This window comes from Streptomyces sp. NBC_01460, from assembly GCF_036227405.1.
In the GTDB taxonomy this organism is placed as follows: domain Bacteria; phylum Actinomycetota; class Actinomycetes; order Streptomycetales; family Streptomycetaceae; genus Streptomyces.
The window spans coordinates 1735464-1758895 of sequence record NZ_CP109473.1; the positions used below are offsets into that span (position 1 = coordinate 1735464).

Sequence of the window (23432 nt, forward strand, 5' to 3'; positions counted from 1 at the left end):
CTTCATCGGACTTCTAGCGCGCGTAGGCCGCCCGCACCGCGTCCTCGGCCAGCGCGAGCGCGTCGGCCCGCTCCAGGCCGAGGCGCCGGGCCTGCTCGGCGTACTCCTGCGCTGCCGACGCCGCGTGACGGGCCGCGGCGTCGCCCGCGGCGGCGACGAACGTCCCGTTGCGTCCCCGGGTCTCGATCACGCCGTCGGCCTCCAGCGCGCGGTAGGCCTTGGCCACCGTGTTCGCGGCGAGACCCAGCTCCCCGGCGAGGCCGCGTACGGTCGGGAGCCGGTGGCCGACCGGCAGGGCGCCGGAGCGTGCCTGTTCGGACAGCTGGGCACGCAGTTGCTCGTACGGGGCGGTGGCGGAGTCCGGGTCAACGGCGATCTTGAGGGTCACGCGGAGATTCTCCCCCACCGGGCTCCGCATCGCCCCGCCCACCGCCGGAAATTCGGAGGCGGCGGGTTCGGGTCCGGGGTTAGCGTCCGCTCATGACGGTCCTCGTGCGTGACTTCCTGCCTGCCGACGCGGAGGCCTGGGTACGGGTGCGGCGCGCCGCGCTTCCGTACATGGTGACGACTCAGGAGCAGGTCCTGAGCGACCTCGCCGACGCCCATCCCGACCGGCGGTACCGGCTGCTGGTCGCCGAGGAGGACGGCGAGGTCATCGGGACCGCGCAGGTGGGCATCTCCCACGAGAGCCCGGAGCCGGGGCAGGGGTTCTGCAATCCGTACGTGCATCCGGACCGGAGGGGCCGGGGCGCGGGGTCGCTGCTGCTGCGGTCCGGCGAGGAGCACCTGGCCGGGGCCGGGGCGACCGCCGTGTACGCATGGGTGCTCGACGAACCCGCACACCGCGCGTTCGCGGCGAAGCGCGGTTACGCGGCGCGGAGACCGGCGCACTTCCTCCGTCTCGACCTGGCGAACGGCCCGCTGCCGCCGCTCCTGGAGCTCCCCGCCGGGGTCGCGCTGCTCACCGCCGCGGACTTCGCGGACGACCCCCGCCCCCTGTTCGAGGCCGACGCGGAGACGACCGCGGATGAGCCGAGCGACACCCCGGTGGAGTTCTCCGACTACGAGAACTGGCTGGCCACGACCTGGCGGCGGCCCGGCTTCGACCACGCGCTCACCACGGTGGTGACGGTGGACGGGCGGATCGCCGCGTTCAGCGCGGCGGAGACCGACGGCCTGACCCGGTACCGGACGGCCATGACCGGCACCCTGCGCGCCTTCCGGGGCAGGGGGCTGGCGAAGCTCGCCAAGAACGACTCGCTCCACCGGGCGCGTGCCGCGGGATACACCGACGCCTACACCGGCAACGACGCCGGCAACGGTCCGATGCTGGCGGTCAACCGCTGGTTCGGCTACGAGATCTGCGCCACGGAGGTACGCCATGTCCGCACCATCGGCTGAGCCCGGTTCCACTCTGACGGTCGCCCTGGTCAAGGGAGGCCGCACCAAGATCCGCTACCCGGCCGAGCCGGTCGGCGACGACGGGACCCGGATCACGGTCCGGGCCCCGTGGGCGGCCCCGGGGGTCCGGGACTTCGGCTTCGTGCGCTTCGAGCCGGGCGACGTCTTCACCGAGCACTACTGGCGCGACCGGTGGTACGCGGTGAAGGAGGTCCGTACCGGCGGCGGGGAGCTCAAGGGCTGGTACTGCGACATCACCCGGCCCGCCGTGCTGCGCGGCACCGAGCTCCTGGTGGAGGACCTCGACCTGGATCTGTGGGTGTCCGCGGACGGCCGGTCCGTACTGCGCCTGGACGAGGACGAGTTCGAGGAGAGCGGCCTCGCCGGCCGTGACCCCCTGGCCGCCCGGGCCGCCGTACGCGCCCTGGACGATCTGGAGCACCTCGCCCGCACCGAGGGACTCACGGGTCTCCTGCGCTGACCCCCCGAGCCCCGGCCCGACGATCCGCAACGCACGCCTGCCCGCCGGCCGGTCACCGTACGATGGCGGGCACTTGTAGGCTCCACCGGCTCGGGGGAATCGTGGGCAATACCGGAACCGCGGGTACCGCCGGACGGCAGGACGACCGGGTCGCGTCGGTCCTGCGCTTCTCCTGCGAGCTCGTCGCCTGGGTGGCCACCCCGTGGGCGCTGTCGGCGCACTCGTGGCTGCTCGCGATCGTGTCCGTGGTCGTCCTGATCGGCCTCCCCACGGTCTTCTCGACACCCGGGGACAAGGCACAGGTGATCGTCCCGGTGCCGGGGGCGGTCACCGTCCTGCTGGTCCTGCTCCAGCTCACCGCGGCCGTGGCCTCCTCCTGGGCGGCCTGGCCCGTGTGGGCGGCGGTCCCGGTGACGGTGCTGGCCGCCGCCTCGCTCGTCGCCGAACAGCCCCGGTGGCGGTGGCTCGTGGCGAAGCACGGCGTGCCCGTGGGCGACGAGGCATGACCCCTTCGCGGCGCAGGGGCCGAGGGCTCCGGGCATCCTGCCGCGGCCCGGTTGAGGTCAAGCCGATGAGCCCCGGATGGCGGGCGGCGCACACGGATCCGGACGAGGCCCTACGGCGCCACCAGCTCCACCTCGTGTCCCGCCGTGTTCGCCAGACGTACGACGCGGGGCCCGGCATTCTCGGCGTACACATGGCAGTCCGGCGCCCGGAGCCGCCAGCCGTGGTCCGGGGCCTGGACCACCAGGGCGTCCAGCTGGGCGCGGTCCCCTACGTGGAAAGCCAGGCGGCCGGCGCCGGGGGGCGGGCCGTCGTGCGGGCCGGTGGTCGGGCCGGGTGACTCCTCGACGACCACGTAGCCGTCGCCGCGCCGCCAGCTCCGGCCCTGCGCCCAGCGCTGGTACGGGACATGACCGAGCCGGCCGAGCAGCCACCCCCACTCCGCCTCGGCCTCCACCAGGTCGGGCACCCTCAGCTCGACGTGGTGCAGCCGGCCCGTGGGGGCCGCCGCCACCGGCAGCGGAACGGCGCGCCGCACCTCCCGCGGTGCGTAGGCGACGGAGTCGGCGTCCTCGTGCCAGTGGATCAGGAAGCGCTGCTCGGCGCGGTATCCGTCGAGGCCCGCGCGGCAGTAGGCGACCATGTCGTCGGGCAGCGCGTCCAGGGGGAACCAGTCCAGCTCGGAGCACTTGTCCGGCTCCGCGTTGCGGGGCGGCCGGGCGGGGTCGTAGGACGCCTCGAAGAACCAGCCGATCCGGGGGTTGCCGCCCGGCCCCCGGTGCTGCATGACCAGCGCCACCCGGAGCTCGTCCGGATCCAGCTCGACGCCGATCTCCTCGGCGGCCTCCCGGATCATCGCCGCCCGGACGTCCTCGCCGTCCTCCGTGTGACCGGAGGGGGCGTGGAGCAGCCCGTCCGCGTACCCCGTGCCGGACCGCCGGGCGAGCAGCACGTCGGGGCCCCTGCGCAGGATCAGGTGGACGTCGACGACCTCGCGGTGCCGCAGGGGCGGCTCGGCGCGGGCCACCAGGGCGTACCTCTCGTCGTCGACCTCCTTGCCCCAGAGCAGCGGGTCGCCGGAGAGCGGCTCGTGGTGGACGCGCTCCGTGTGCTCGGCGAGGAGTGCGGTGAGGCGGGCGGCGGAGAGTCCGGTGCCGTTCCACACGCCTTCGATCAGGATCAGCCGTCCGCCCGGCCGCAGCAGCGAGAACCAGTGCCGGAGGGCGGCCTCCGGGTCGGGCAGCAGCCACACCATGTGCCGCGCGAGGATGACGTCGAACCGCTGCCTGCCGACGGGAGGGTGCCCCGCGTCACCGACGAGCACCTCGGTGCCGGTCCCCGCCAGCTTGGCCCGCGCCTGCTCCACCATGCGCGGGGACCGGTCGACGGCGGTGACCCGGTGCCCCTGTCCGGCGACGAGCAGGGAGAGGCTGCCCGTACCGCATCCCAGGTCGAGGACCGCGGAGCGGGCGGCGGGCAGCCAGGCCTCCATCCTCCGCGCCCAGGCGCTGCGGACGACCGGATCGAGGAGCCCGTGGTCGGGCTCCTCGTCGAAGGAGTCGGCGGCGGCGTCCCAGTCGATCGTGGTCATACCCGCCATCCTCTCAGCAGCCGCCGACAGTCCCTCATGCCCGATTGCGCCCCAGCACCTTCCGCACCAGGGGCCACGCGAGGATCAGCGCGACGACGACGTACACGGTCACGGAGAACGGGGTGTTCACCAGTCCCGTCGCACTGCCGTCGCTGATCTGCAGGGCGCGCCGCAACTGCTGTTCGGCGGACGGGCCGAGGATGACGGCGATGATCGCGGGCAGCACCGGCAGCCCGTAGCGCCGCATTCCGAAGCCGATCAGCCCGATCACCAGCAGGATCACCAGGTCGGCGGTTTCCCCGCCGACGGCGTACGCACCGACCGCGGCGAAGAACAGGATGCCGGCGTAGAGGTAGGGGCGCGGGATCCGCAGGAGCTTCGCCCACAGGGGTGCGAGCGGCAAGTTCAGTGCGAGGAGCAGCACCATGCCGACGAAGAGCGAGGCGATCAGGCCCCAGACCAGCTCGGGTTCACGCGCGAACAGGAGCGGGCCGGGCTGGATCCCGTACTGCTGGAAGGCGGCCAGCATGACGGCGGCGACGGCCGTGGTGGGCAGTCCGAGCGTGAGCATGGAGACCAGGGTTCCGGCGGCGGAGGCGGAGGCCGCGGCCTCCGGTCCGGCGACGCCCTCGATGGCGCCCTTGCCGAACTCGTCCCGGTGCCTGGAGAGCCGCTTCTCGGTCACGTACGAGAGGAAGGTGGGGATCTCCGCGCCGCCCGCCGGGATCGCGCCGAACGGGAAGCCGATGAGGGGCCCGCGCAGCCAGGGCTTCCAGGTGCGCCGGACGTCGTCCCCGCCCAGCCAGGGGCGGCCGACGGGGATCGGCTTCCCGGAGGTGCGGCGCAGGTGTGCGGCGACCCAGAGGGCCTCCCCGATGGCGAAGAGCCCGACCGCCACGATCACCACGTCGATGCCGTCGGCCAGTTGGAGCGAGCCGAAGGTGAGCCGCTGCTGGCCCGTCATCTGGTCGAGGCCGACGAGGCCGATGGTGAGGCCGATGAGGAGCGAGGCGAGGCCGCGGATCCGGGAGGAGCCGAGGACGGAGGTGACGGCGATGAAGGCCAGCACCATGACGGCGAAGTAGTCGGGTGCGCCGATGTCGACGGCGAGCGAGGCGACGGTCGGGGCGAGGACGACCAGCAGGAGCGTGCCGATCATCCCGCCGGCGAAGTGGCCGATGGCGGCGGCGGCGAGCGCCTGTGCACCTCGTCCGGCCTTCGCCATCGGGTTGCCCTCGATCGCGGCGACGACGGCCGCGCTCTCCCCCGGGGTGTTGAGGAGGATCGAGGTGGTGGAGCCGCCGAACATCGCGCCGTAGTAGATCCCGGCGAACATGATGAAGGCACCGGTCGGTTCGAGTCCGTACGTCACCGGCAGCAGCAGTGCCACGGCCATGGCGGGGCCGATGCCGGGGAGCACGCCGATCGCGGTGCCGAGCAGGACTCCGAGGGCGGCCCAGAGCAGGTTGACCGGTGTGAGCGCCGTGCCGAAGCCGTCGATGAGGGAGTTGAGGGAGTCCATCGGTCAGAGCACCCCCATCAGCGGGCCGCCCGGGAGGGGCACCCCGAGCAGGTTGTCGAAGACGAAGTAGGTCACCAGGGACAGTCCCGCCGCGATGAGCGGATCGCGGTCGAGGTGGCGGCTCCCCAGCGCGTAGGCCGACCCCCAGAAGAGGAGGGCACCCGAGACGGGGAAGCCGAGCGGCCCTATGAGGACGGCGAAGGCGAGGAAGACGCCGGTGAGCAGGGCGACGGTGCGCCGGTCGGCGGGTTCGTCGAGGTCGACGTCCTCGCCGGCCTCCGCCTCGCCTCGGCCGCCCCGCAGGACGTCGACGGCCAGCAGCACGGCGACGGCGAGCAGTCCGATACCGACGGCGACGGGGACGGTCCTGGGGCCGACGGGTCCGCGCTGGGTGAGGTCGACGCTCATCGTGAGCGCGTCGGTCAGGACGAGGACGCCCAGCACGAGCAGGAGGACGCAGACGCCGAGTTCGGAGTGCTCGCGCAGCCAGGAGCGCGCGCCGGCGGGCCGGGTGGAGGCGGTCTCGTCGCTCACAGTCCCAGCTCCTTCAGGACGGTGGCGACGCGGCGGTCCTGGCCGTCCAGGAAGGCGCCGAAGTCGTCGCCGGTGAGGAAGGCGTCGTCCCAGCCGTTCTTCTCCATGGAGTCGCGCCACTCCTTCGAGTCGTGCAGTTCGCTCACCAGCCCGACGAGCTTGTCGCGTTCGGCGTCGGAGAGACCGGGCGGGGCGACGATGCCGCGCCAGTTAGTGAAGTCGGTGTCGAGTCCGGCCTCGCGGAGCGTGGGCGCGTCGAGGCCCGGGACCCGCTTCGGGCCGGTGACGGCGAGCAGCCGCAGCTCACCGGCCTCGATCTGGTCGAGGTACTCACCGACACCGGAGACGCCGAAGCCGACCTTGTTCCCGAGGATCGAGGCGAGCAGCTCGCCACCACCGTCGAAGGGGATGTAGTTGACCTGCCTCGGGGCGATCCCCGCGGCCTTCGCCATCAGCATCGGTGCCAGGTGGTCGGGGCCCCCGGGCGAGGACCCGCCGCCGACCGGGATCTTCCCCGGGTCCTTCTTCCAGGCGGTGAGCAGCTCGCCGATGGTCCGGTACGGGGAGTCCTCGGCGACGACGACGATGTCCTGCTCCTCGGTGAGCCGGGCGATCGGAGTGGTGTCGGCCAGGGTCCTGGGCGACTTGTTGGTGCGCACGGCGCCGACGACGCCGAGGCCCATGGACATGGCCAGCTTGCCGTTCCCGTGCTCGGCGACGAGCCGGGTCACCCCGACGGTGCCGCCGGCACCGGGCAGGTTGAACACCTCGATGCCGTGGGTCAGTCCCGCGTCCTCGGCGTTCTTCGCCGCGGTGCGCGCCGTGATGTCGTAACCGCCGCCTGGTGTGTTGGGAACCATGAAACGCAGTCCGGGGATCTGCGTGCCGGTGTCGGTGCCGCTGCCGGAGGAGAGCAGGGGCGGCCCGACGACCACCAGCAGCGCTGCCCCGAACAGGGCGAGTGGAGTGCGCAGTCGCACCGGGAGCCGCCTTTCGAGCCGTAGGGGGGCGGGTGTGAGGTGGACCACATGGTGCCCGCGCGCCGACGCGCTGTCGCCGTTCCGGAACCAATGGACGTTGTGGTCCTTGTGGTCGCGCCCTACCGTGTCGGCGTGACGAAAGTGCTGGTGGTGGACGACGACTTCATGGTCGCGAAGCTGCACTGCCGGTATGTGTCCGCCTTGGACGGTTTCACGGTCGTCGGCGTGGCCCACACGGGCGCCGACGCCCTGCGGGCGGCCCGCAGGCTCCGTCCCGACCTGGTCCTGCTCGACGTCTACCTCCCCGACATGGACGGCATCCAGGTGCTGCGGGAGCTGCGCGCGGCGGAGGAGCGCGACGGCGGCACCCACAGCGCGGACGCGCTCTTCATCACGGCCGCCCGCGACGCCGGGGTGGTCAGGGCGGCTCTGCGGGCGGGCGCCCTGCACTACCTGATCAAGCCCTTCCACCGCTCGGCGCTGCAGGAACAGCTGCAGCATGTGGCCTCGTTGCGCAACCGCCTGGACGCCCTGGACGAGTCCCGCCAGGAGGCCCGCCAGGAGGACGTGGACCGCATCTTCGGCACGCGTCCGCCCGGCTCCCGTGAACTCCCCAAGGGCCTCGCGGCCCACACCGCGGACCTGGTCGAACGCGTCCTGCGCGCACACCCGGCAGGCCTCTCGGCCTCCGAATGCGCCGAGGCCGGCGCCCTGTCCCGGGTGAGCGCGCGCCGCTACCTGGAGTACTTCGCGGTGACGGGACGGGCCGAGGTGTCCCTGCGGTACGGCGGCACGGGCCGTCCGGAGCGGCGCTACCGCGCGGTGTCCTGAGCCCCTCCCGGCGTACAGCTGTCCTGTTCATGTATCGCTCGGCCCCCGGCCATGCGTTGCGTGTGAGCATGACATCAACCCCCGGCACCGTGGTCCAGGTTGGCGCAGATCAACCGAGGAGGACCCGTGGTCGCGCATTCCGTGTCCCGCAGGCAGATGTTCGGATTCGGCGGGGCGGCAGCCGCAGCGCTGATGCTCGGGACGGGAGCGTGGGAGGCACAGTCCGCGTTCGCCGCGCCCACGCTGAAGGGTGACCCGTTCACCCTGGGTGTCGCCTCGGGCGACCCGACGTCGGACGGCGTCGTGCTCTGGACGCGCCTGGCTCCCGATCCCTTCGCCCAGGACGGCCTCGGCGGTATGCCGGCGAAGCCCGTCCGCGTCGCGTACGAGGTGGCGCTCGACGAACGGTTCCGCCGCGTCGTGCGCCGGGGCAGCGTCGTCGCCACCCCCGAACTGGCGCACTCCGTCCACCCCGAGGTGCACGGGCTCGCGCCGGACCGCACGTACTGGTTCCGCTTCAAGGCCGGCTCCTCGATCTCCCCCGTGGGACGCACGCGCACCACGCCCGCACCGTGGCACTCCCCGCGCGAGCTGAAGTTCGCCTTCGCCTCCTGCCAGGCCTGGCAGGACGGCTACTTCACGGCCTACCACCACATGGCGCAGGAGGACCTGGACCTGGTGGTCCACCTCGGCGACTACCTGTACGAGTCCGGCGTCAGGACGAACAAGCGGGGCGTGACCACCGATCCGAAGTTCCACACGGAGACCCTCGACCTCGCGCGCTACCGCCTGCAGTACGGCCTCTACAAGTCCGAGGCGCCGCTGCGCGAGGCACACGCCAACTTCCCGTGGATCATGACCTTCGACGACCACGAGGTGGAGAACAACTGGGCGGACGAGACCTCCGAGAACAACGAGGACCCGAAGACCTTCCTGCTGCGCCGGGCCGCCGCCTTCCAAGCCCTGTACGAGCACGCGCCGCTGCGTCACACCCAGCTGCCGAAGGGTCCCGACGTGCAGATGTACCGCCGGCTCCCCTACGGCCGGCTCGCCGACTTCACGATGCTCGACACCCGCCAGTACCGCGACGACCAGGCGTGCGGCGACGGCACCACGGCCGACTGCGCCGACCGCTTCGACGAGAACCGCACCCTGCTCGGGTCCCGGCAGCGGGACTGGGTCCTCAACGGCTTCAGCCGCTCGCAGGCACGCTGGCAGATCCTCGGCAACCAGGCGCCGATGGGCCAGACCGACCAGGACCCGGGCACCGGTACGACGGTCTGGACCGACCCGTGGGACGGCTACGTCGCCGAGCGGAACCGGCTGCTGGCGGAGGCGGACACCCGTGGCGTGCGCAACCTGGTCGTCATCACGGGCGACCGCCACCAGAACTACGCCTGGGACCTGAAGCGCGACTACGCCGACCCGGGATCGGCGACCGTGGGTTCGGAGTTCGTGGGCACCTCGGTCACGAGCGGCGGCGACGGCGCCGACATGACGGCCCAGGGCCAGACGTTCCTCGCTGCGAACCCGCACATGAAGTTCTTCAACAGCCAGCGGGGCTACGCGCGCGTGACGGTGAACCGGGAGCGGTGGACGACCGACTTCCGCGTCCTGCCCTTCGTGACGAAGCCGGACGCCACGATCAGCACGCGCGCGAGCGTGGTCGTGGAGGACGGAACCCCGGGCGTCCAGGTCTGACCGCCGCCGGTTCCGCCCTCCAGCCGTCGTGCGCGGCGGTCAGAGCTGGTTGACCGGGCGCATCGCCAGACCTTCGGTACCGGCCCAGCCGTTCACCCGGGCCGCGTCGTCGTAGGAGACGGAGTCGAGGCCGCCGGGCAGGTCGAAGACGAGCGTGCCGGCGAGTTCGGTGCCCTCACCGGCGACCAGGGTGGCGGTGAACCGGTCCGACCGGTCGTACTCCGCCTCGCCGCCCTCGTCGTTGCCGAAGACGTACAGGCCGGCATAGGCCTCGCCACCTCCTTCGACGACGACGGGCTCGGTGTCCGGCTCCTCGAGCGACTCGACGATCGAGGCGTCGTCACCGGCCCCGAGCCGTACCTGCGGAGCCTCGTTGAGGACGCACGGCGTCCTCTTGCCGTTGGTGACGGTCAGCAGGAAGTGGCGGGGCGTCTCTCCGGACGGGTCCTGGAGCTCGACCGCGGTGCTGAGGTCGGTGACCTCTCAGTCCCGGTGGCCGGTGCCGTTGCCGCCGCCGGTCTCACCACCGTCCCCGCTCGCCTCGTCGGCCGGGGACGCGCCGCCGGTCCCGGAGTCGCCGGAAGGCACGGTGCTCTCCGAGGTGCCCGCGCCGGCCGACGCCGGGCCCGAAGGACCCGAGGCCCCGCCGTCGTCACCGGAGTCCTGGCAGCCGGTGGCCGTCAGCAGGGCCACCACCACGGCCGCCCCCATGAGGGTGCCTCGCAGGCCCCGCCGTACCGAACCGACTCTGTCGTTCCTCGCGTTCATGCCCTGTACCCACTCCCCCGTGACCGGCCTCCAGGCCGGTCGGCCTGCAAGCGACACAGGTATTCTGAGCGCGTCCGCAGGCCGGTATCCCTGAAGTCCGGGGTTGTTACAGCCCCCGGATGAAGCGGCAGCAGGGGTGTGACGACAACCGGAACCCGAGGCCCCCACCCGGCCGCGATCCCTTGATCATCGCTGGTCGGGCGTGGTCCGGTCGCAGTGCGGCCACGGGTGTCCCGGCCGGGTGACTGACGCCCCGTAATCCGGTTTCCCCGCGGCGTGGGCGGTGCGACCATCTGTGCATGACCGACGACGAGCCGTACCTCTCCGACCTGCTCGGCAAGCGACTGCTGGGCGCGACCGTCTCGCAGGACGGTCCGGCCGGCAGCTCGTCGTCCTTGGTACTGCACACGGAGGAGCAGGGCCCGGTCCGCCTCCGGCCTCAGGGCTCCACCCTGTCGCTGACGGCCGCCCCGCCCGCCGACGGCACCCCGGCGGCGGAGGCCGGGCAGGACCACGCGATGGCCCGCTTCACCGGTGCGCCGATCCGCTCGGTCCGGGAGATCCGCCACCGGCACGACGGCGTCGACCTGGTGGCCGGGCTCACGTTCCAGTTCCCCGACGGGAACGTCCGCGTACTCGTCCTCGACGGCGAGCTCGTCATCGCCCACGACCGGCACCTGGGAGAGGTCGAGGCCCACCTGCACGAGGACGTGACCCTGGCACGGGTCGTCCGGACCTGCCTGGCCTGCCCCTCGCAGTGGGACGCCTGGACGACGGAGGGCCAGTACCTCTACTTCCGGTACAGGCACGGCGAGGGCACCGTCGAGCAGCACCCGAGCGAGGACAGCGACACCTGGGATCTCGGCGATTCCCGGCTCTGGACCCTGTGGGACGACGGAACCGACGGCGGGGAGATCGCACTTCCCGACTTCCTCGCCCTGGCCGGTCTGCGGCTGGCCCCGGACGCGGAGGTCTCCGTCCTGTCGACCTGGAAGGGCAGGGAGGTGAAGCTCCGGTGACCCGGGCGCACCGCCTCACGACGTACGGCCCCGCCGATCTCCAACAGCCCTTGGACCACGCCGGCGGTGAGCACGGCGACCGGGCTCCACGGCCGCCTTCCTGAGCCCTCCCCTAACCGTCCCTTAAGCGCACCATAACGATCCTCACCTGCGCCTTTTCACACCCGGATCCCCTCTCCGCGGCGGCTAGTTTGCTGATCACCACCTGCTCAACAGCCGTGCCGCCGAAGGAGAACCACCACCATGGCCGTCATCACCACCGCCCGTCGCAGGGTCGCCGGAAGCATCGTCGCGCTCGGCGTCGCGCCGCTCGCGCTGACCGGGCTCGCCGCCGCTCCGGCCGCTGCCCACGGTTCGCTGAGCGACCCGGTCAGCCGGGTCTCGGCCTGTTTCGCGGAGGGGCCGGAGAACCCGCGGTCGGCGGCCTGCAAGGCGGCGGTGGCGGCCGGCGGGACCCAGGCGCTGTACGACTGGAACGGCGTGAACATCGCCAACGCGGCGGGCAACCACCGGCAGCTCATCCCGGACGGCAAGCTGTGCAGCGCCGGCAACGACAAGTTCAAGGGTCTCGATCTGCCGCGCGCCGACTGGCCGTCCACGCCCATGAAGGCGGGCAGCCACACCTTCAGGTTCCGGGCCACCGCTCCTCACAAGGGCGCGTTCGAGCTGTACCTGACCAAGGCGGGCTACGACCCGTCGCAGCCCCTGAAGTGGTCGGACCTCCAGGAGAAGCCGTTCGCCACGGCCACCGACCCGACGCTGGTGGACGGCTCGTACGTCTTCGACGGCACCGTGCCGCAGGCGTCCGGACGGCAGTTGATCTACACGGTCTGGCAGCGGTCGGACTCCCCCGAGGCCTTCTACGCCTGCTCCGACGTGGTCTTCGGCGGCGGGAGCACCGCAGGTGGCGGGAGCACCGGTGACACCGCCGGGACGGCCCCCGCGCCCGCCGCGTCGGCCCCGTCCGAGGAGGAGATCGACGAGGGCGCGGAGAAGTCGTCCGTCGAGCACAACGGTCACGGCGACGACGACGCGGCGACCCACGCGGAGGTGACCGAGGCGGCCGCTCCGGCCGAGGACGCCGGGAACGCCGAGGGCACCGGGGCCAACGCGCCGGAGCCGAACAACGTCGCCGCCTCCCCGGCGAGCGCCGTGCCCGGCGACGACGCACTGGCCGAGACGGGTGGGAGCAGCAGCACCTCGTACCTCGCGATGGGCGGAGCCGCCGCGCTGGCCCTCGGTGCGAGCGCCCTGTTCGTCTCGGTCCGGCGCCGGTCCTCGGGCGGCGCGCACCGCGCCTGATCACGCGGCTGCCGGGTCCCCGTCCCCGGGGGCCCGGCAGCGCGTTTCTCAGCTCACGACCGAGGCGCAGGTGGTCGGGGTGGCGCGTGCCGGATCGAGGGCGTTCGCCACCTCGTGGAAGGCGATCCTGTCGATGGTCCCGATCGCGACGTGTTCGGACAGGTCGACCGGGCACAGGTCCTGGAGCAGGACGTTGCGTACGTTCGGTCCGTCCAGGTACTGCGTGCGGTACGGGGTGACGACCTCGTCGTACCGGGTCGCGATGACGGTGTAGCGGACCCCGGGCACGGTGTCGGCGCCCGCGTTCAGTTTGGTGATGAAGGCCGAGCCGGCGACCTGGTCGGCGAGGCCCGGGGTTTTCATGGTGAGGAGGTCCTCGACACCGGGGAAGTAGGGCAGCAGCTTCGTGAGGCCCAGGAGTGTGGTGCCGTGGTTGTCGGGTGCGATCCCGACGAGGGCGTTCACCTTCTCGGCGCCGCCGAGGAACTTCAGGTAGTAGTTGGGCATCATCCCGCCCTGGGAGTGGCCGACGAGGTCGGCCTTCGGGGCACCGGTGGCACCGAGCACCTTGTCGACGAAGACGTCGAGCTGCCCGGCCGACTTGTCGATCGGGCCGAGGCCGTTGAAGATCGGCACGCCCGGGAGCTGGCCGTAGTCGAGCGAGAAGACGCAGTAGCCCCGGCTGACGAGGTACGGCGCGAGGACCAGCCAGTTGTCGATCGAGTTCCCGAAGGTCCCGTGGACGAGGACGACCGGGCGGGGATGGGCTGCGGAGGGCTTGCAGGAGTAGTCGTTCCATCCGCGGGAGGAAGCGGCGGCCTGCGCGGGGGCGGCGGTCGCGGTCGCCGTGGGGGCGACGAGCGCGGCGAGGGTGAGGAGCAGTACGGCGAGCGTGCGGCGAGCGCGTGGGGTGCGCGGGGCACGGGTCCAGGGCAGCATCGGGTGTTCTCCTTGCGGCTCAAGGGAGTTGCGATGTCGGTGCGCCCTGCGGTCCGGACCACAGCGGATCTCACTTTTTCAACGTGCTCATGCCTTTTTCAACGTGCTCATGCCAAGTTACGCACCGGTAAGGCCGCTGGGGAAGTTACGCGTCGGTAAAAACATCCCGGTGTCCCCGGGGGTCAAGCCGCGAGCCGCCCCGGCTTCACGGCCCCCGGACCGAACCTGGCCCGCAGCCTGTCGGAGACCGCCTCGATCCGCCGCGCCCGTTCGTCCACCGGGTCGAAGGTGAGCTGGTGGGCGGCGCGTTCCGCGTCGTGGAGCCCTTCAGCCCGCAGCCCGATCCCCCGCACCCGCGCCCGCTGCAGGGCGAACGAGTCCTGGATCCGGTACGCGAGCGAGGTGAGCGCCACCGAGTGGGCGGTGGGCTCCGCGAGCGTACGGCTGCGGGTCAGCGTCGCGTAGCCTGTCCGGTCGGCGTAGCGCACGGAGACCGCGAGCGAACGGCACACCTGCCCGTCGACGCGCAGCCTGGCACCCAGCTCCTCGGTGAGCGAGAGCAGCGCGCGGCGGTGCTGCTCCGGGTCCAGCTCGTCGCGGGGGAAGGAGCGTTCGGCCGCGATCGACCGGGCGGCGGCGTTGGGCACGACCCGCGTACGGTCGATGCCGTTGGCCCGCTCCCACAGCTCGCGCCCGGTCCGCACCCCGGTGATCCGCTGCAGGGTGGCGAGGGGCGCGGCGGCTATCCGGCCGATGGAGTCGAGCCCGTATCCGCACAGGGTGCGCGCGGTCGCCGCCCCGACGCCGTCCAGGGCCGCGGCGGGCTTGGACGCGAGGAACCCGGCGTGCTCACCCGGGGGCACCACGAAGGTGGTTCCGCCCGCCGCCTGCCGCGCGGCCATCCTGGCCAGCATGGGGTTGGCGGCCGCCCCGATCGCGCAGTCCACACCGTGCAGGGCGAGGGCCCGCACCCGGATCACGGAGGCCAGACCGGGGGCGTCCTGCCCGAAGTAGCGCAGCGCGCCGCCGACATCGGCGAGCGCGGCGCCGGGCGGGGCCGCCTCGACGACCGGGGTGAACGCCCCGAGGAGGGCGAGCAGCCCCTCGTACCCCGCACTGTCCGGCAGTCCGCCGCCGATCCGGCGGAACCGCAGGCACAGGACGGCCGGCTGGTCGCTCATCCCGCGCTCCCCTGGCTCTGGTGCCACAGCTTCCTTCCGGTGGGCGTCCCCTCACCGGCCGGCTGGAGGTCGGACCAGGGGTTCATCTCGTAGCCGGTCGGCAGCTGGATGCGGCGGCCGTCGTCCGGCGCCTCCTCCTCGCCGGAGGCGGGCTCCTCCGCCAGTCGTGCCGCGACCGCGTCGAGGCCGCCGGTGCGCCGGAGTTCGGCCAGCTCCGCCAGATTCCAGGCCGCCGAGCCGACCACGCTCATGCTGCGCGCGCCGCGCCGCTGGACCACTCCGCGCACCAGCAGCAGCCAGGAGTGGAAGACGGTGTGCGCGCAGGCGGCGTGGCTGTCGTCGAAGAAGGCGAGGTCGACCAGGCCCGTCCCGTCGTCCAGGGTGGTGAAGATGACCCGGCGGCCGGAGCGGACCGGCGGGGTCTGGGTGGCCACCTTGGCGCCCGCGACCAGCACGGTCTCCCCGTGCCCGGCCTCCCGCAGCCGCTTGGCGGAGACCGCGCCCAGCTCCTCCAGGAAGGCGTGGTGGTCGCCCATCAGATGGCGGGACACGTCCATGCTGAGGACGCCGAGCTCGGCGCTGAGGCGTTCGGCGTCGTTGAGGTCGGGCAGCCCGACGGTGCCGGTCCGGTGCCCGCCGCCGAGCGGGAGCTGGGCGCCCGCCGCGCCGGATCCGGAGCTCCGCTGGGCGCGGTGGAGTTCGGACAGGTGCAGCAGCAGGTCCCTGCGGTTGGCGCCGAAGGCGTCCAGCGCGCCGACCTGGGCCAGCCGCTCGGCGGCCGGCTTCCCGGGCCTGGCCCGCTGCCAGAAGTCCAGCAGCGAGGTGTAGGGCTGCCCGGCCTCGATCCGGGCGACCTCGGCCTCGCTGATGCCGTGGACGTCCGAGAGCGCCAGCCGCAATCCCCATGTATCACCTTTTTCACCAGACACCAGTTCGATCCGATGAGCGGCGGCCGACTGGTTCACGTCCAGCGGCAGCACCGGCACCCCGCGCCGCCGCGCGTCCGCGAGCAGCAGCCGCTTCGGGTACATCCCGGGGTCGTGCGTGAGCAGCCCGGCGTAGAAGGCCGCCGGGTGGTGCGCCTTGAGCCAGGCCGACTGGTACGTCGGCACGGCGAAGGCGACCGCGTGCGCCTTGCAGAAGCCGTAGCTACCGAACGCCTCGATGATCTCCCAGGCGCGGGCGATCACCTCGGCGCCGTACTTCCTCCGCTCCGCACTCCGGGCGAACCAGACCTTGATCCGGGCCTGCGACTCGGGGTCGGAGAGCCCGCGCCGCACACGGTCGGCCTCGCCGCGTCCGCAGCCGGTCATGATGTTCACCATCTCGATGATCTGCTCGTGGAAGACGACCACCCCGTAGGTGCCGCGCAGCGCGTCCTCCAGGTCGGGGTGCGGGTAGCGCACGGGCGCGCGGCCGTGCCTGGCCTCGATGAACGGCCGCACCATGTCGGCGGCGACGGGCCCCGGCCGGAACAGCGAGATGTCGACCACCAGGTCGTGGAAGGTGGCGGGCTGGAGCCGGCCGACCAGGTCACGCTGGCCCGGCGACTCGATCTGGAAGCAGCCCAGCGTCTCGGCGCTCCTGATCAGCCGGTACGTCTCCGGGTCGCCCTCCGGTACGGCGTCCAGGTCGAGCTCCTGCCCGGAGGCCCGCTTCACCTCGGTCACCGCGTGCGCCATGGCCGACTGCATCCGCACGCCCAGCACGTCGAGCTTGAGCAGCCCGAGGTGCTCCACGTCGTCCTTGTCGAACTGCGCCATCGGGAAGCCCTCGCCGCTGGTGGGCATGACCGGCGTACGCCGCAGCAGCGAGTCGTCCGAGAGGAGCACCCCGCACGGGTGCATGGCGATGCCGCGCGGCAGCGCGTCCAGCGACTCCACCAGGTCCCAGAGCCGCCCGTACCTCTCCTTCTGTCCGGCCACGGCCCGCAGCTCGGGCAGTTCCTCCATCGCGGCGCGGGCGTCCCTGGCCCGGATGTGCGGGAAGGCCTTGGCGAGCCGGTCGGTCTCGGCCGGGTCCATGGAGAGCGCGGCGCCGACGTCGCGGATGGCGTGGCGCACCCGGTAGGTCTCCGGCATGGAGACGGTCGCGACCCGCTCGGCGCCGAAGCGGCCGATGATCGCCCGGTAGACGTCGAGGCGGCGGGCCGACTCGACGTCGATGTCGATGTCGGGCAGCACGAAGCGCCGCTCGGACAGGAAGCGCTCCATCAGCAGTCCGTGTGCGACCGGGTCGGCGTGGGCGATCCCGAGCAGGTGGTTGACCAGGGAACCGGCCCCGGAACCGCGCGCCGCGACCCGTACGCCCATCCCCTTCACGTCGTCGACGACCTGGGAGACCGTCAGGAAGTACGTGGCGAAGCCGTGGTGCGCGATGATGTCCAGCTCGTGGTGCATCCGCTCCCAGTAGTCGCGCCTGCGGTCGTAGCCGTGCCGCACCATGCCCGCGGCGGCGCGTGAGGCCAGCACCCGCTGGGCGGTGCGCAGCCCGGCTCCGACGAGACGCGGCTCGGGGAAGTGGACGCTGCCCAGCCCGAGGTCATCCGCCGGATCGACGACGCAGGCGTCGGCGGTGCGCCGGGTCTCCGCGAACAGCCGCTCCCCCGCGCCCCGCCCGAGCCCGGCGGCGGAGGTGATCCGCTCGGCGGCCTCCCGCATCGCGCGGGCGTCCTTGAGCCAGCGCTCCCCGCTGTCGAGGGGGGAACGGCGCGGGTCGACGGGGACGAGCCTGCGGGCCGAGTCGAGCACGTCGGCCACGGGCCCCTGCCCGGGGTCGGCGTACCGGACGGCGTTCGTCAGCACGGCCCGCACCCCCTGCTCGGCGGCGAGGCCGACCGTACGGGCGGCGAGCCGCAGCGAGCCGGGACCGGCGCCCTCACGGCCGTGGTGGACGACTTCGAGGCGCAGGGCGTCGCCGTAGATCTCCCGCCAGGGGGCGAGCAGCGCGGCGGCCCGGTCCGGTCTGCCCGCGGCCAGCGCGGCGCCCACCTCGGACGCGGGGCCGAGCAGCACGGTGAGCCCTTCGGCGGGCAGCGCGTCCCGGGCGACCAGGGGCTGCCCGGTGTCCGGGCCGCCGGCGTCGGGGGCGTGGGCGGCGGTGACCAGCCGGCACAGCTCGGCCCAGCCCCGGGCGCCGTCCCGGGCGAGAAAGGTGACCCGGGGTGCGGATTCATCGACAAAGGCACCCCCGCGGGCCGGCGTACGCGGCCTGCGCGCGAGCCCCTCTCCCCCCGGCTGCGGTGCCACCGCGAGCTCCGCCCCGAAGAGCGGCCGCACCCCGGCCTTCTCGCAGGCCCTGGCGAAGCGGACCGTGCCGGCGAGGCTGTCGCGGTCGGTCAGCGCGAGGGCGCCCATCCCCCGCTCGGCGGCACGCTCGGCCAGCCGCTCGGGGTGCGACGCCCCGTACCGCAGGGAGAACCCGGAAACGGTATGCAGATGCGTGAACCCGGACATCCGCACCTCCTGGACCGATCCGTACTCGCCACCCCCTCGCTCTCCACCATAGACCAAGTTTCGAACGTTCGTACGATAACCGGGCGCGCGGCCACTCCTCCGCCATTCGGCCCGTCCCGCCTGCGCGGACACCGCCCTCCCGCGACTGTGGGGGCATGACTTTCGCTGACGAGGTGAAGAACGCCGTCACCGCACGGGCCGCCCTGCTGGTCGTCGGCGTACTGGCGCTGCAGCTGCTCTTCATCGCCTCCTACGTCGGCGCGCTGCACCGCCCCGACCCGACGGACGTCCCCTTCGGGGTCGTCGCCCCGCAGCAGGTGTCCGGGCGGCTCGTCACGCAGCTGGACAGCCTGCCGGGCGGCCCCCTGGACCCGCGCGCGGTCTCCGACGCGGCCGAGGCCCGCCGGCAGATCGAGAACCGGGAGCTCGACGGCGCCCTGGTCGTCAGCCCCACCGGAGCCACCGACACCGTGCTCGTCGCCTCCGGCGGCGGCACCGTGCTGGCCACCTCGCTGGCCACGATCATCAAGGAGGCGGAGGGGCCCCGGCAGCGCACGGTACGGACCGTGGACGTGGCCCCCGCCTCCCCGGACGACTTCGACGGCCTCTCCTCGTTCTACCTGGTCGTGGGCTGGTGCGTCGGCGGCTACCTCTGCGCCTCGATCCTGGCGATCAGCGCGGGCACCAAACCCGCCAACCGGCAGCGCGCGGTGATCCGCACCGCGGTGATGGCGCTGTACTCGCTCGCGGGCGGGATCGGCGGCGCGGTCATCATCGGACCGGTACTCGGAGCACTGCCGGGCAGCGTGTGGGCCCTGTCCGGCCTGGGCGCCCTGGTCGTCTTCGCGGTCGGCATGATCACGCTCGCCCTGGAGGCCCTCACCGGCATCGTCGGCATCGGCCTGGCCGTCCTGCTGATCGTGATCGCGGGCAACCCGAGCGCGGGCGGCGCCTTCCCGCTGCCGATGCTGCCGGACTTCTGGCGGGCGATCGGCCCGGCCCTGCCGCCCGGCGCGGGCACATGGGTCGCGCGCTCGATCGCGTACTTCCACGGCAACGCGGTCACCGGCCCCCTGCTGGTGCTCTCCGCCTGGGCGGTCGTCGGCACGGCCCTCACCCTGCTGCTGTCGATGCGCCGCCGGGGCACGGAGGAGACCCCGCGGGCGGCGACCGCCTCCGACGGAGGCTCGCACCCCGGCTGAGCCCGGCGCCGGTCGGACACGGGGCCGGGGTACGGCCCCGGCACCACGACGCCTGGAAGCGTGGCGTCGTGAGCGCGACATCCCGGCCCCGGCCCTCCTCACGGGCCGGGGCTTCCGGCTGCCCGCCACCTGAGCTGCGGCGAACTTCTGACGACCGATCGGCAAACCCTCTAGGCATGACAGGTGCATGACGCCATTCTTGGAGCTGCCTCGCGTGACCCGCGAGGAGCACGGTCGGCACAACCCCCTTTCATCCGCCGGAGGTTGCTCATGCGTCGCAGATTCACCATCCCGTTCGCCGCGGTCGCGCTGTCGCTCCCGCTCGCCCTCGTACCGGCCGCCTCCGCTTCGGCCGCCCCGTCGGACAAGCCGCAGGTCCTCAGCTCCTGGACCCAGACGAGCGCCTCCAGCTACAACGCGTGGAACTCCGCCCGCAACAACCAGGGCGCGTGGTCCGCGTACGCCTTCGACTGGTCGACGGACTACTGCAGCACCTCCCCCGACAACCCGTTCGGCTTCCCGTTCCAGACGGCCTGCGCCCGCCACGACTTCGGCTACCGCAACTACAAGGCCGCGGGCACGTTCTCCGCGAACAAGTCCCGCATCGACTCCGCGTTCTACTCGGACCTCAAGCGGGTGTGCGCCGCCTACTCCGGCGCCAAGCTGACCTCGTGCAACAGCACGGCGTGGACGTACTACCACGCGGTGGACATCTTCGGGGTGGCACCGGCCAAGGGCGCCTTCACCGGACAGCCCCAGGCCGCCTGACCCGACCGCCGCCTCCCGGACCGGCCGGTCTCGCCGTGCTCCGGCCGTCCGGGGCTTCTCGGCGCCATGGGTGCGGCCTCGCCGTCGAACCACCGTCCCGGCCAGGGCGGCGGGCCGTACCGTGGCGCCCGGCAGGACGCTCGCACGGGAGGTACCGCCGTACGCGGTACGGCCTTGCCGTCTCAGGGGGAGCAATGAGCACTGGGGTCATCGCGTTACTCGTCGCCGTGGTGGGTGTAGCGGGGACCCTGCTGGCACCGATCACCACGGCCTGGGTGAGCTCACGCTCACGCCGGCAGGAGTTCGAGCTCCAGGAGCGCTCCGACCGGACCGAGCGGCACATCGACGCGGCCGAGTCATACCTGGAACGCCGACGTGAGATCTACGTCGCCCTCAACAGCGGTGCACGACGGTATCGGTTCCGGATCCTGGAGGACCTCTACGCGCTGCGCTCCGGAACAGGCCCGGACCCTGCGACGGAGGTGGTCCGCATCGAGTTCCAGGACACCTACGCACAGGCCCAGATGCTCGTCCCGGACGACGTCCTACGCGCTTGCCAGACAGTCCGTGTGGCACTCGCGGAAGCAAGGAAGCTCCTGGAAACGCTGGACGGGGACAGCGCGCACGACCAGCAGAAATGGCAGGAGGCCCACACCTTCATGCTTCGGATGTGGGATGCACTGGGAGAGATGCAGCTCGCCATGCGCCGGGACCTCGGCATCACGGCGCCGCCCGACTCATGAGGCGGGAGCACCTACCGCCCCGCCCGAGCGGACCGGACGCCGACGAGCCCGCCCCCTCCTGCGAGGGCACGGGCTCATCGGCGTATCTGATGACCGGAGGTCAGCCGATCTCGGCGCCGAACGCCGCCAGTGCCTCGGGCACCGGCTGGAAGAACGTCTCGCCACCGGCGGAGCAGTCGCCGCTGCCGCCCGAGGTCAGGCCGAGCGCGGTGTCGCCCGCGAAGAGCGCGCCGCCGCTGTCGCCGGGCTCGGCGCAGACCGTGGTCTGGATGAGGCCGTTGACGATGTCGCCGTTGCCGTAGTTGACCGTGGCGTCCAGGGCGGTGACCTCGCCGTCGTGGACCTGGGTGGTGGAGCCGCTGCGGGTCACCGTCTGGCCGACGGTCGCGTCGCCCGCCTTGGCGATGGCCTGGGTGGAGCCGTTGTAGAGGTCCACCTCGCTGGGGTGCGCCACGTCGGACGTGTACTTGACAAGGCCGTAGTCGTTGTCCGGGAAGCTCGAGCCCTCGTTGGCACCGATCTCGGCGCCGCCCTGCGCGTCCGACCAGCTGGTGATCGACTCGGTGCAGTGCCCGGCGGTCAGGAAGTACGGCTCGCCGCCCTTGACGACGTTGAAGCCCAGCGAGCAGCGCCCGCCGTTGCCCCAGATCGCGTCGCCGCCCGCGATCAGCGGCTTGAACTCACCCTTCGACCTGTTGAGCTCGGCCTTGGAGCCGAGCCCGTCGACCACCTTGCTGAGCTTGTCCCAGGCCGCGCCGTCGACCGTGCGGTCGGCCGTGACGACCACCTTGTTGGTGACCGGGTCGACGGCCCAGGAGGTCCCGGGGATGGTGGCCTTGTCCGAGAGGGTCTGCCGGGCGTTCGTCAGCTCGGCGAGCGTGTGCTGGACCAGTCTGGCCTTGCCGCCCGCCTGGCGGACCTGCTCGGCGGCGGCGTCGTCGACGACGTTGACGACAAGGTGGTCCGAGTCGGCGTCGTAGTACGTGCCGGCGGTGTCGCCGCCCAGAGCCTTGTCGAGCGTGGCGGCGAGATTTCCGGCCGCGTGCGCGTTGAGGGTCCGGGGGGCGAACTGGGGTACGTCGTCACTGGCGTTCGCGGTCTGGAACGTGACTCCAGCCGCGACCAGGGCGAGGACGGCCGATCCGGCCATGGTCACGCGCTTCCTGGATATGCGTCGGTGCTTCAACTTCGACCTCCTGTGGGGCCGTGCGGCGGGCACGTGGGGTACCCGGAACACGGAGGATGGGGCGCCCACTATTCCGATGCGGCCGATAGCACACAAGGTCGACTTCCGGACGCACACATGACGACACCGGTTCACCCGCGACGTGTTCACAACCGGGGTGTCCCACCACGTCGGTTCCGATTGCGAACACCCGCAGCAATCGCGCGTCGGCAGCGGGTGAGGACTAGTCCTGTCCTGAAACAGCGCTCGGAGTCCGGATGCCGCGCAGAGCACTCCTGAAGCCGAACACCACCGAATGCCTCCGAACGTTCCGAACACCACCGGCGCGTTCCGACAGGGAGTGCCGCTATCGCGCCGGATAGGTCATCATCGAACAGGCAGTACATACCGGGTAGTTGATGCCCGGCCGAGCGGTGCGACCGAGCGGAGGAGCGGGTGCGGAACCGGGTGCGCGTGGCGGACGGGCGGCATCTGATGGTCGAGCGTCAGGGGGACCCGCGGGGCAGACCGGTGTTCCTCCTGCACGGAATGCCGGGCAGCCGCCTGGGCCCCGCTCCACGCGGGATGGTCCTCTACCAGCGGAACATGCAGCTGATCTCCTACGACCGGCCGGGGTACGGCGGCTCCGACCGGCTGCCCGGACGGCAGGTGAGGGACGTCGCCGAGGACGTACGGGCGATCGCCGACTCGCTGGGCCTGGAGCGCTTCGCCGTGGTCGGCCGCTCGGGCGGCGCACCGCACGCCCTGGCGTGCGCCGCGCTGATGCCGGACCGGGTCACCCGTGCGGCCGCCCTGGTCAGCCTGGCTCCCCGGGACGCCGAGGGGCTCGACTGGTTCGACGGCATGGCGGCGTCCAACGTGCTCGCGTACTCCAGGGCGGTGACCGATCCGGACGGACTGGCGGAGTCCTTCATCAGCCGCTCGGCGATGATCCGCCAGGACCCGGCACGGCTCCTGGACGACCTGCGCAGGGAGCTCACCGACTCCGACCGTGTCGTGGTCAACGACGCCGGGATCCGCATGATGCTGCTCGCCAACTTCCGCGAGGGGCTGCGCACGTCGGCGTACGGCTGGATCGACGACGCGCTGGCCTTCTGCCGGCCGTGGGGTTTCGACCCGGCGGACATCAAGGGGCCCGTGATGCTGTGGCACGGCGTGAAGGACGTCTTCTCGCCCGTGGGTCACTCCCGCTGGCTGGCCGGGCAGATCCCGGGGGCCACCGCCGTCCTGGAACCCGCGGCGGCACACTTCGACGCGCTGTCCGTGCTTCCCACCGTGCTCAACTGGCTGCTGGACGAGAGGGAGACAGCGGCCTGCTGATCGC

21 protein-coding genes and 1 pseudogene are annotated in these 23432 nt (G+C 72.4%); 11 read left to right on the forward strand and 11 right to left on the reverse strand.

The genetic code is table 11. The annotated features are described in order from the left end of the window. Nucleotides 1-13: 13 nt before the first annotated feature. Nucleotides 14-388, reverse strand: coding sequence for a GntR family transcriptional regulator (locus OG488_RS07720; protein ID WP_329227141.1), 375 nt, complete (start codon nucleotides 386-388; stop codon nucleotides 14-16). Between the two features lie 92 nt (nucleotides 389-480). Between OG488_RS07720 and OG488_RS07725 the strand changes: the two genes are divergently transcribed. The 3 genes from OG488_RS07725 to OG488_RS07735 all read left to right on the forward strand — a co-directional run bounded on the left by OG488_RS07725 (nucleotide 481) and on the right by OG488_RS07735 (nucleotide 2388). Next, complete coding sequence (locus OG488_RS07725; protein WP_329227143.1) at nucleotides 481-1401, forward strand: GNAT family N-acetyltransferase; 921 nt, start codon at nucleotides 481-483, stop codon at nucleotides 1399-1401. After that, nucleotides 1382-1882 carry a DUF402 domain-containing protein gene (locus OG488_RS07730; protein ID WP_329227145.1) on the forward strand — a complete coding sequence of 167 codons (501 nt, stop codon included), beginning with the start codon at nucleotides 1382-1384 and terminating at the stop codon, nucleotides 1880-1882. Before OG488_RS07725 ends, OG488_RS07730 begins: the two co-directional genes overlap by 20 nt. A 101-nt stretch (nucleotides 1883-1983) precedes the next feature. Next, complete coding sequence (locus tag OG488_RS07735; RefSeq protein WP_329227146.1) at nucleotides 1984-2388, forward strand: hypothetical protein; 405 nt, start codon at nucleotides 1984-1986, stop codon at nucleotides 2386-2388. A 110-nt stretch (nucleotides 2389-2498) separates the two neighbouring features. Here OG488_RS07735 and OG488_RS07740 read toward each other — a convergent pair whose 3' ends face one another. The 4 genes from OG488_RS07740 to OG488_RS07755 are packed head-to-tail and all read right to left on the reverse strand — an operon-like array spanning nucleotide 2499 to nucleotide 7013. After that, nucleotides 2499-3977: a trifunctional class I SAM-dependent methyltransferase/NUDIX hydrolase/VOC family protein gene (locus tag OG488_RS07740; protein ID WP_329227148.1), complete on the reverse strand. Its 1479-nt coding sequence runs from the start codon at nucleotides 3975-3977 to the stop codon at nucleotides 2499-2501. Between the two features lie 34 nt (nucleotides 3978-4011). Continuing rightward, the gene (locus tag OG488_RS07745; protein WP_329227150.1) at nucleotides 4012-5499 is read right to left on the reverse strand and encodes a tripartite tricarboxylate transporter permease; all 1488 of its coding nucleotides are present in this window, start codon (nucleotides 5497-5499) and stop codon (nucleotides 4012-4014) included. A gap of 3 nt (nucleotides 5500-5502) precedes the next feature. Further along, on the reverse strand, nucleotides 5503-6033 hold the full coding sequence (locus OG488_RS07750) for a tripartite tricarboxylate transporter TctB family protein (protein WP_329227153.1): 531 nt from the start codon (nucleotides 6031-6033) through the stop codon (nucleotides 5503-5505). Beyond that, nucleotides 6030-7013, reverse strand: coding sequence for a Bug family tripartite tricarboxylate transporter substrate binding protein (locus tag OG488_RS07755; protein ID WP_329227154.1), 984 nt, complete (start codon nucleotides 7011-7013; stop codon nucleotides 6030-6032). The genes OG488_RS07750 and OG488_RS07755 overlap by 4 nt, the downstream gene beginning before the upstream one ends. 132 nt (nucleotides 7014-7145) lie before the next feature. On the opposite strand from OG488_RS07755, the gene OG488_RS07760 reads away from it, so the two are divergent. Together OG488_RS07760 and OG488_RS07765 are read left to right on the forward strand one after the other, a co-directional pair. After that, nucleotides 7146-7844, forward strand: coding sequence for a response regulator (locus OG488_RS07760; RefSeq protein ID WP_329227156.1), 699 nt, complete (start codon nucleotides 7146-7148; stop codon nucleotides 7842-7844). 126 nt (nucleotides 7845-7970) lie between these two features. Further along, nucleotides 7971-9545, forward strand: coding sequence for an alkaline phosphatase D family protein (locus OG488_RS07765; RefSeq protein ID WP_329227158.1), 1575 nt, complete (start codon nucleotides 7971-7973; stop codon nucleotides 9543-9545). A 39-nt stretch (nucleotides 9546-9584) separates the two neighbouring features. On the opposite strand, the pseudogene OG488_RS39240 reads toward OG488_RS07765, so the two are convergent. Both OG488_RS39240 and OG488_RS07770 read right to left on the reverse strand, forming a co-directional pair. Then, a pseudogene (locus tag OG488_RS39240) lies at nucleotides 9585-9992 on the reverse strand (DUF4232 domain-containing protein); the annotation flags it as partial. 36 nt (nucleotides 9993-10028) lie between these two features. Further along, a complete protein-coding gene (locus tag OG488_RS07770) occupies nucleotides 10029-10313 on the reverse strand; it encodes a hypothetical protein (RefSeq protein ID WP_329227160.1) in 285 nt (94 codons plus the stop codon). A 299-nt stretch (nucleotides 10314-10612) separates the two neighbouring features. Here OG488_RS07770 and OG488_RS07775 point away from each other — a divergent pair, with 299 nt between their 5' ends. Both OG488_RS07775 and OG488_RS07780 read left to right on the forward strand, forming a co-directional pair. Further along, complete coding sequence (locus OG488_RS07775; RefSeq protein ID WP_329227162.1) at nucleotides 10613-11332, forward strand: hypothetical protein; 720 nt, start codon at nucleotides 10613-10615, stop codon at nucleotides 11330-11332. Nucleotides 11333-11575: 243 nt separating this feature from the next. Further along, nucleotides 11576-12634, forward strand: coding sequence for a lytic polysaccharide monooxygenase auxiliary activity family 9 protein (locus OG488_RS07780; RefSeq protein ID WP_329227164.1), 1059 nt, complete (start codon nucleotides 11576-11578; stop codon nucleotides 12632-12634). Between the two features lie 48 nt (nucleotides 12635-12682). Here the strand turns inward: OG488_RS07780 and OG488_RS07785 are convergent, their stop codons facing one another. The 3 genes from OG488_RS07785 to OG488_RS07795 form a co-directional block, all read right to left on the reverse strand. Further along, nucleotides 12683-13573 (reverse strand): esterase/lipase family protein, encoded by an 891-nt coding sequence (locus OG488_RS07785; RefSeq protein ID WP_329227166.1) that lies wholly within the window; start codon nucleotides 13571-13573, stop codon nucleotides 12683-12685. Nucleotides 13574-13755: 182 nt separating this feature from the next. Next, on the reverse strand, nucleotides 13756-14754 hold the full coding sequence (locus OG488_RS07790) for a DNA polymerase Y family protein (RefSeq protein WP_329227168.1): 999 nt from the start codon (nucleotides 14752-14754) through the stop codon (nucleotides 13756-13758). Then, nucleotides 14751-18209 carry a DNA polymerase III subunit alpha gene (locus tag OG488_RS07795; RefSeq protein WP_329227169.1) on the reverse strand — a complete coding sequence of 1153 codons (3459 nt, stop codon included), beginning with the start codon at nucleotides 18207-18209 and terminating at the stop codon, nucleotides 14751-14753. The genes OG488_RS07790 and OG488_RS07795 overlap by 4 nt, the downstream gene beginning before the upstream one ends. Nucleotides 18210-18364: 155 nt before the next feature. Between OG488_RS07795 and OG488_RS07800 the strand changes: the two genes are divergently transcribed. The 3 genes from OG488_RS07800 to OG488_RS07810 all read left to right on the forward strand — a co-directional run bounded on the left by OG488_RS07800 (nucleotide 18365) and on the right by OG488_RS07810 (nucleotide 20922). Next, entirely contained in the window at nucleotides 18365-19411 is a 1047-nt protein-coding gene (locus OG488_RS07800) for a DUF3533 domain-containing protein (RefSeq protein ID WP_329227171.1), read from the forward strand. 270 nt (nucleotides 19412-19681) lie between these two features. Then, nucleotides 19682-20179, forward strand: coding sequence for a phospholipase (locus OG488_RS07805; RefSeq protein WP_329227173.1), 498 nt, complete (start codon nucleotides 19682-19684; stop codon nucleotides 20177-20179). Between the two features lie 194 nt (nucleotides 20180-20373). Continuing rightward, entirely contained in the window at nucleotides 20374-20922 is a 549-nt protein-coding gene (locus OG488_RS07810; RefSeq protein ID WP_329227174.1) for a hypothetical protein, read from the forward strand. A 100-nt stretch (nucleotides 20923-21022) separates the two neighbouring features. Here OG488_RS07810 and OG488_RS07815 read toward each other — a convergent pair whose 3' ends face one another. Then, nucleotides 21023-22108 (reverse strand): S1 family peptidase, encoded by a 1086-nt coding sequence (locus tag OG488_RS07815; RefSeq protein WP_329227176.1) that lies wholly within the window; start codon nucleotides 22106-22108, stop codon nucleotides 21023-21025. A 435-nt stretch (nucleotides 22109-22543) separates the two neighbouring features. Here OG488_RS07815 and OG488_RS07820 point away from each other — a divergent pair, with 435 nt between their 5' ends. Next, the gene (locus OG488_RS07820; protein ID WP_329227178.1) at nucleotides 22544-23428 is read left to right on the forward strand and encodes an alpha/beta fold hydrolase; all 885 of its coding nucleotides are present in this window, start codon (nucleotides 22544-22546) and stop codon (nucleotides 23426-23428) included. Nucleotides 23429-23432 lie beyond the last annotated feature (4 nt).

Coding starts and splice junctions, on each gene's coding strand:
- OG488_RS07725 (WP_329227143.1), top strand. CDS start 481: ATGACGGTCCTCGTGCGTGACTTCCTGCCTGCCGACGCGGAGGCCTGG.
- OG488_RS07730 (WP_329227145.1), top strand. CDS start 1,382: ATGTCCGCACCATCGGCTGAGCCCGGTTCCACTCTGACGGTCGCCCTG.
- OG488_RS07740 (WP_329227148.1), bottom strand. CDS start 3,977: ATGACCACGATCGACTGGGACGCCGCCGCCGACTCCTTCGACGAGGAG.
- OG488_RS07745 (WP_329227150.1), bottom strand. CDS start 5,499: ATGGACTCCCTCAACTCCCTCATCGACGGCTTCGGCACGGCGCTCACA.
- OG488_RS07770 (WP_329227160.1), bottom strand. CDS start 10,313: ATGAACGCGAGGAACGACAGAGTCGGTTCGGTACGGCGGGGCCTGCGA.
- OG488_RS07775 (WP_329227162.1), top strand. CDS start 10,613: ATGACCGACGACGAGCCGTACCTCTCCGACCTGCTCGGCAAGCGACTG.
- OG488_RS07780 (WP_329227164.1), top strand. CDS start 11,576: ATGGCCGTCATCACCACCGCCCGTCGCAGGGTCGCCGGAAGCATCGTC.
- OG488_RS07785 (WP_329227166.1), bottom strand. CDS start 13,573: ATGCTGCCCTGGACCCGTGCCCCGCGCACCCCACGCGCTCGCCGCACG.
- OG488_RS07790 (WP_329227168.1), bottom strand. CDS start 14,754: ATGAGCGACCAGCCGGCCGTCCTGTGCCTGCGGTTCCGCCGGATCGGC.
- OG488_RS07795 (WP_329227169.1), bottom strand. CDS start 18,209: ATGTCCGGGTTCACGCATCTGCATACCGTTTCCGGGTTCTCCCTGCGG.
- OG488_RS07800 (WP_329227171.1), top strand. CDS start 18,365: ATGACTTTCGCTGACGAGGTGAAGAACGCCGTCACCGCACGGGCCGCC.
- OG488_RS07805 (WP_329227173.1), top strand. CDS start 19,682: ATGCGTCGCAGATTCACCATCCCGTTCGCCGCGGTCGCGCTGTCGCTC.
- OG488_RS07810 (WP_329227174.1), top strand. CDS start 20,374: ATGAGCACTGGGGTCATCGCGTTACTCGTCGCCGTGGTGGGTGTAGCG.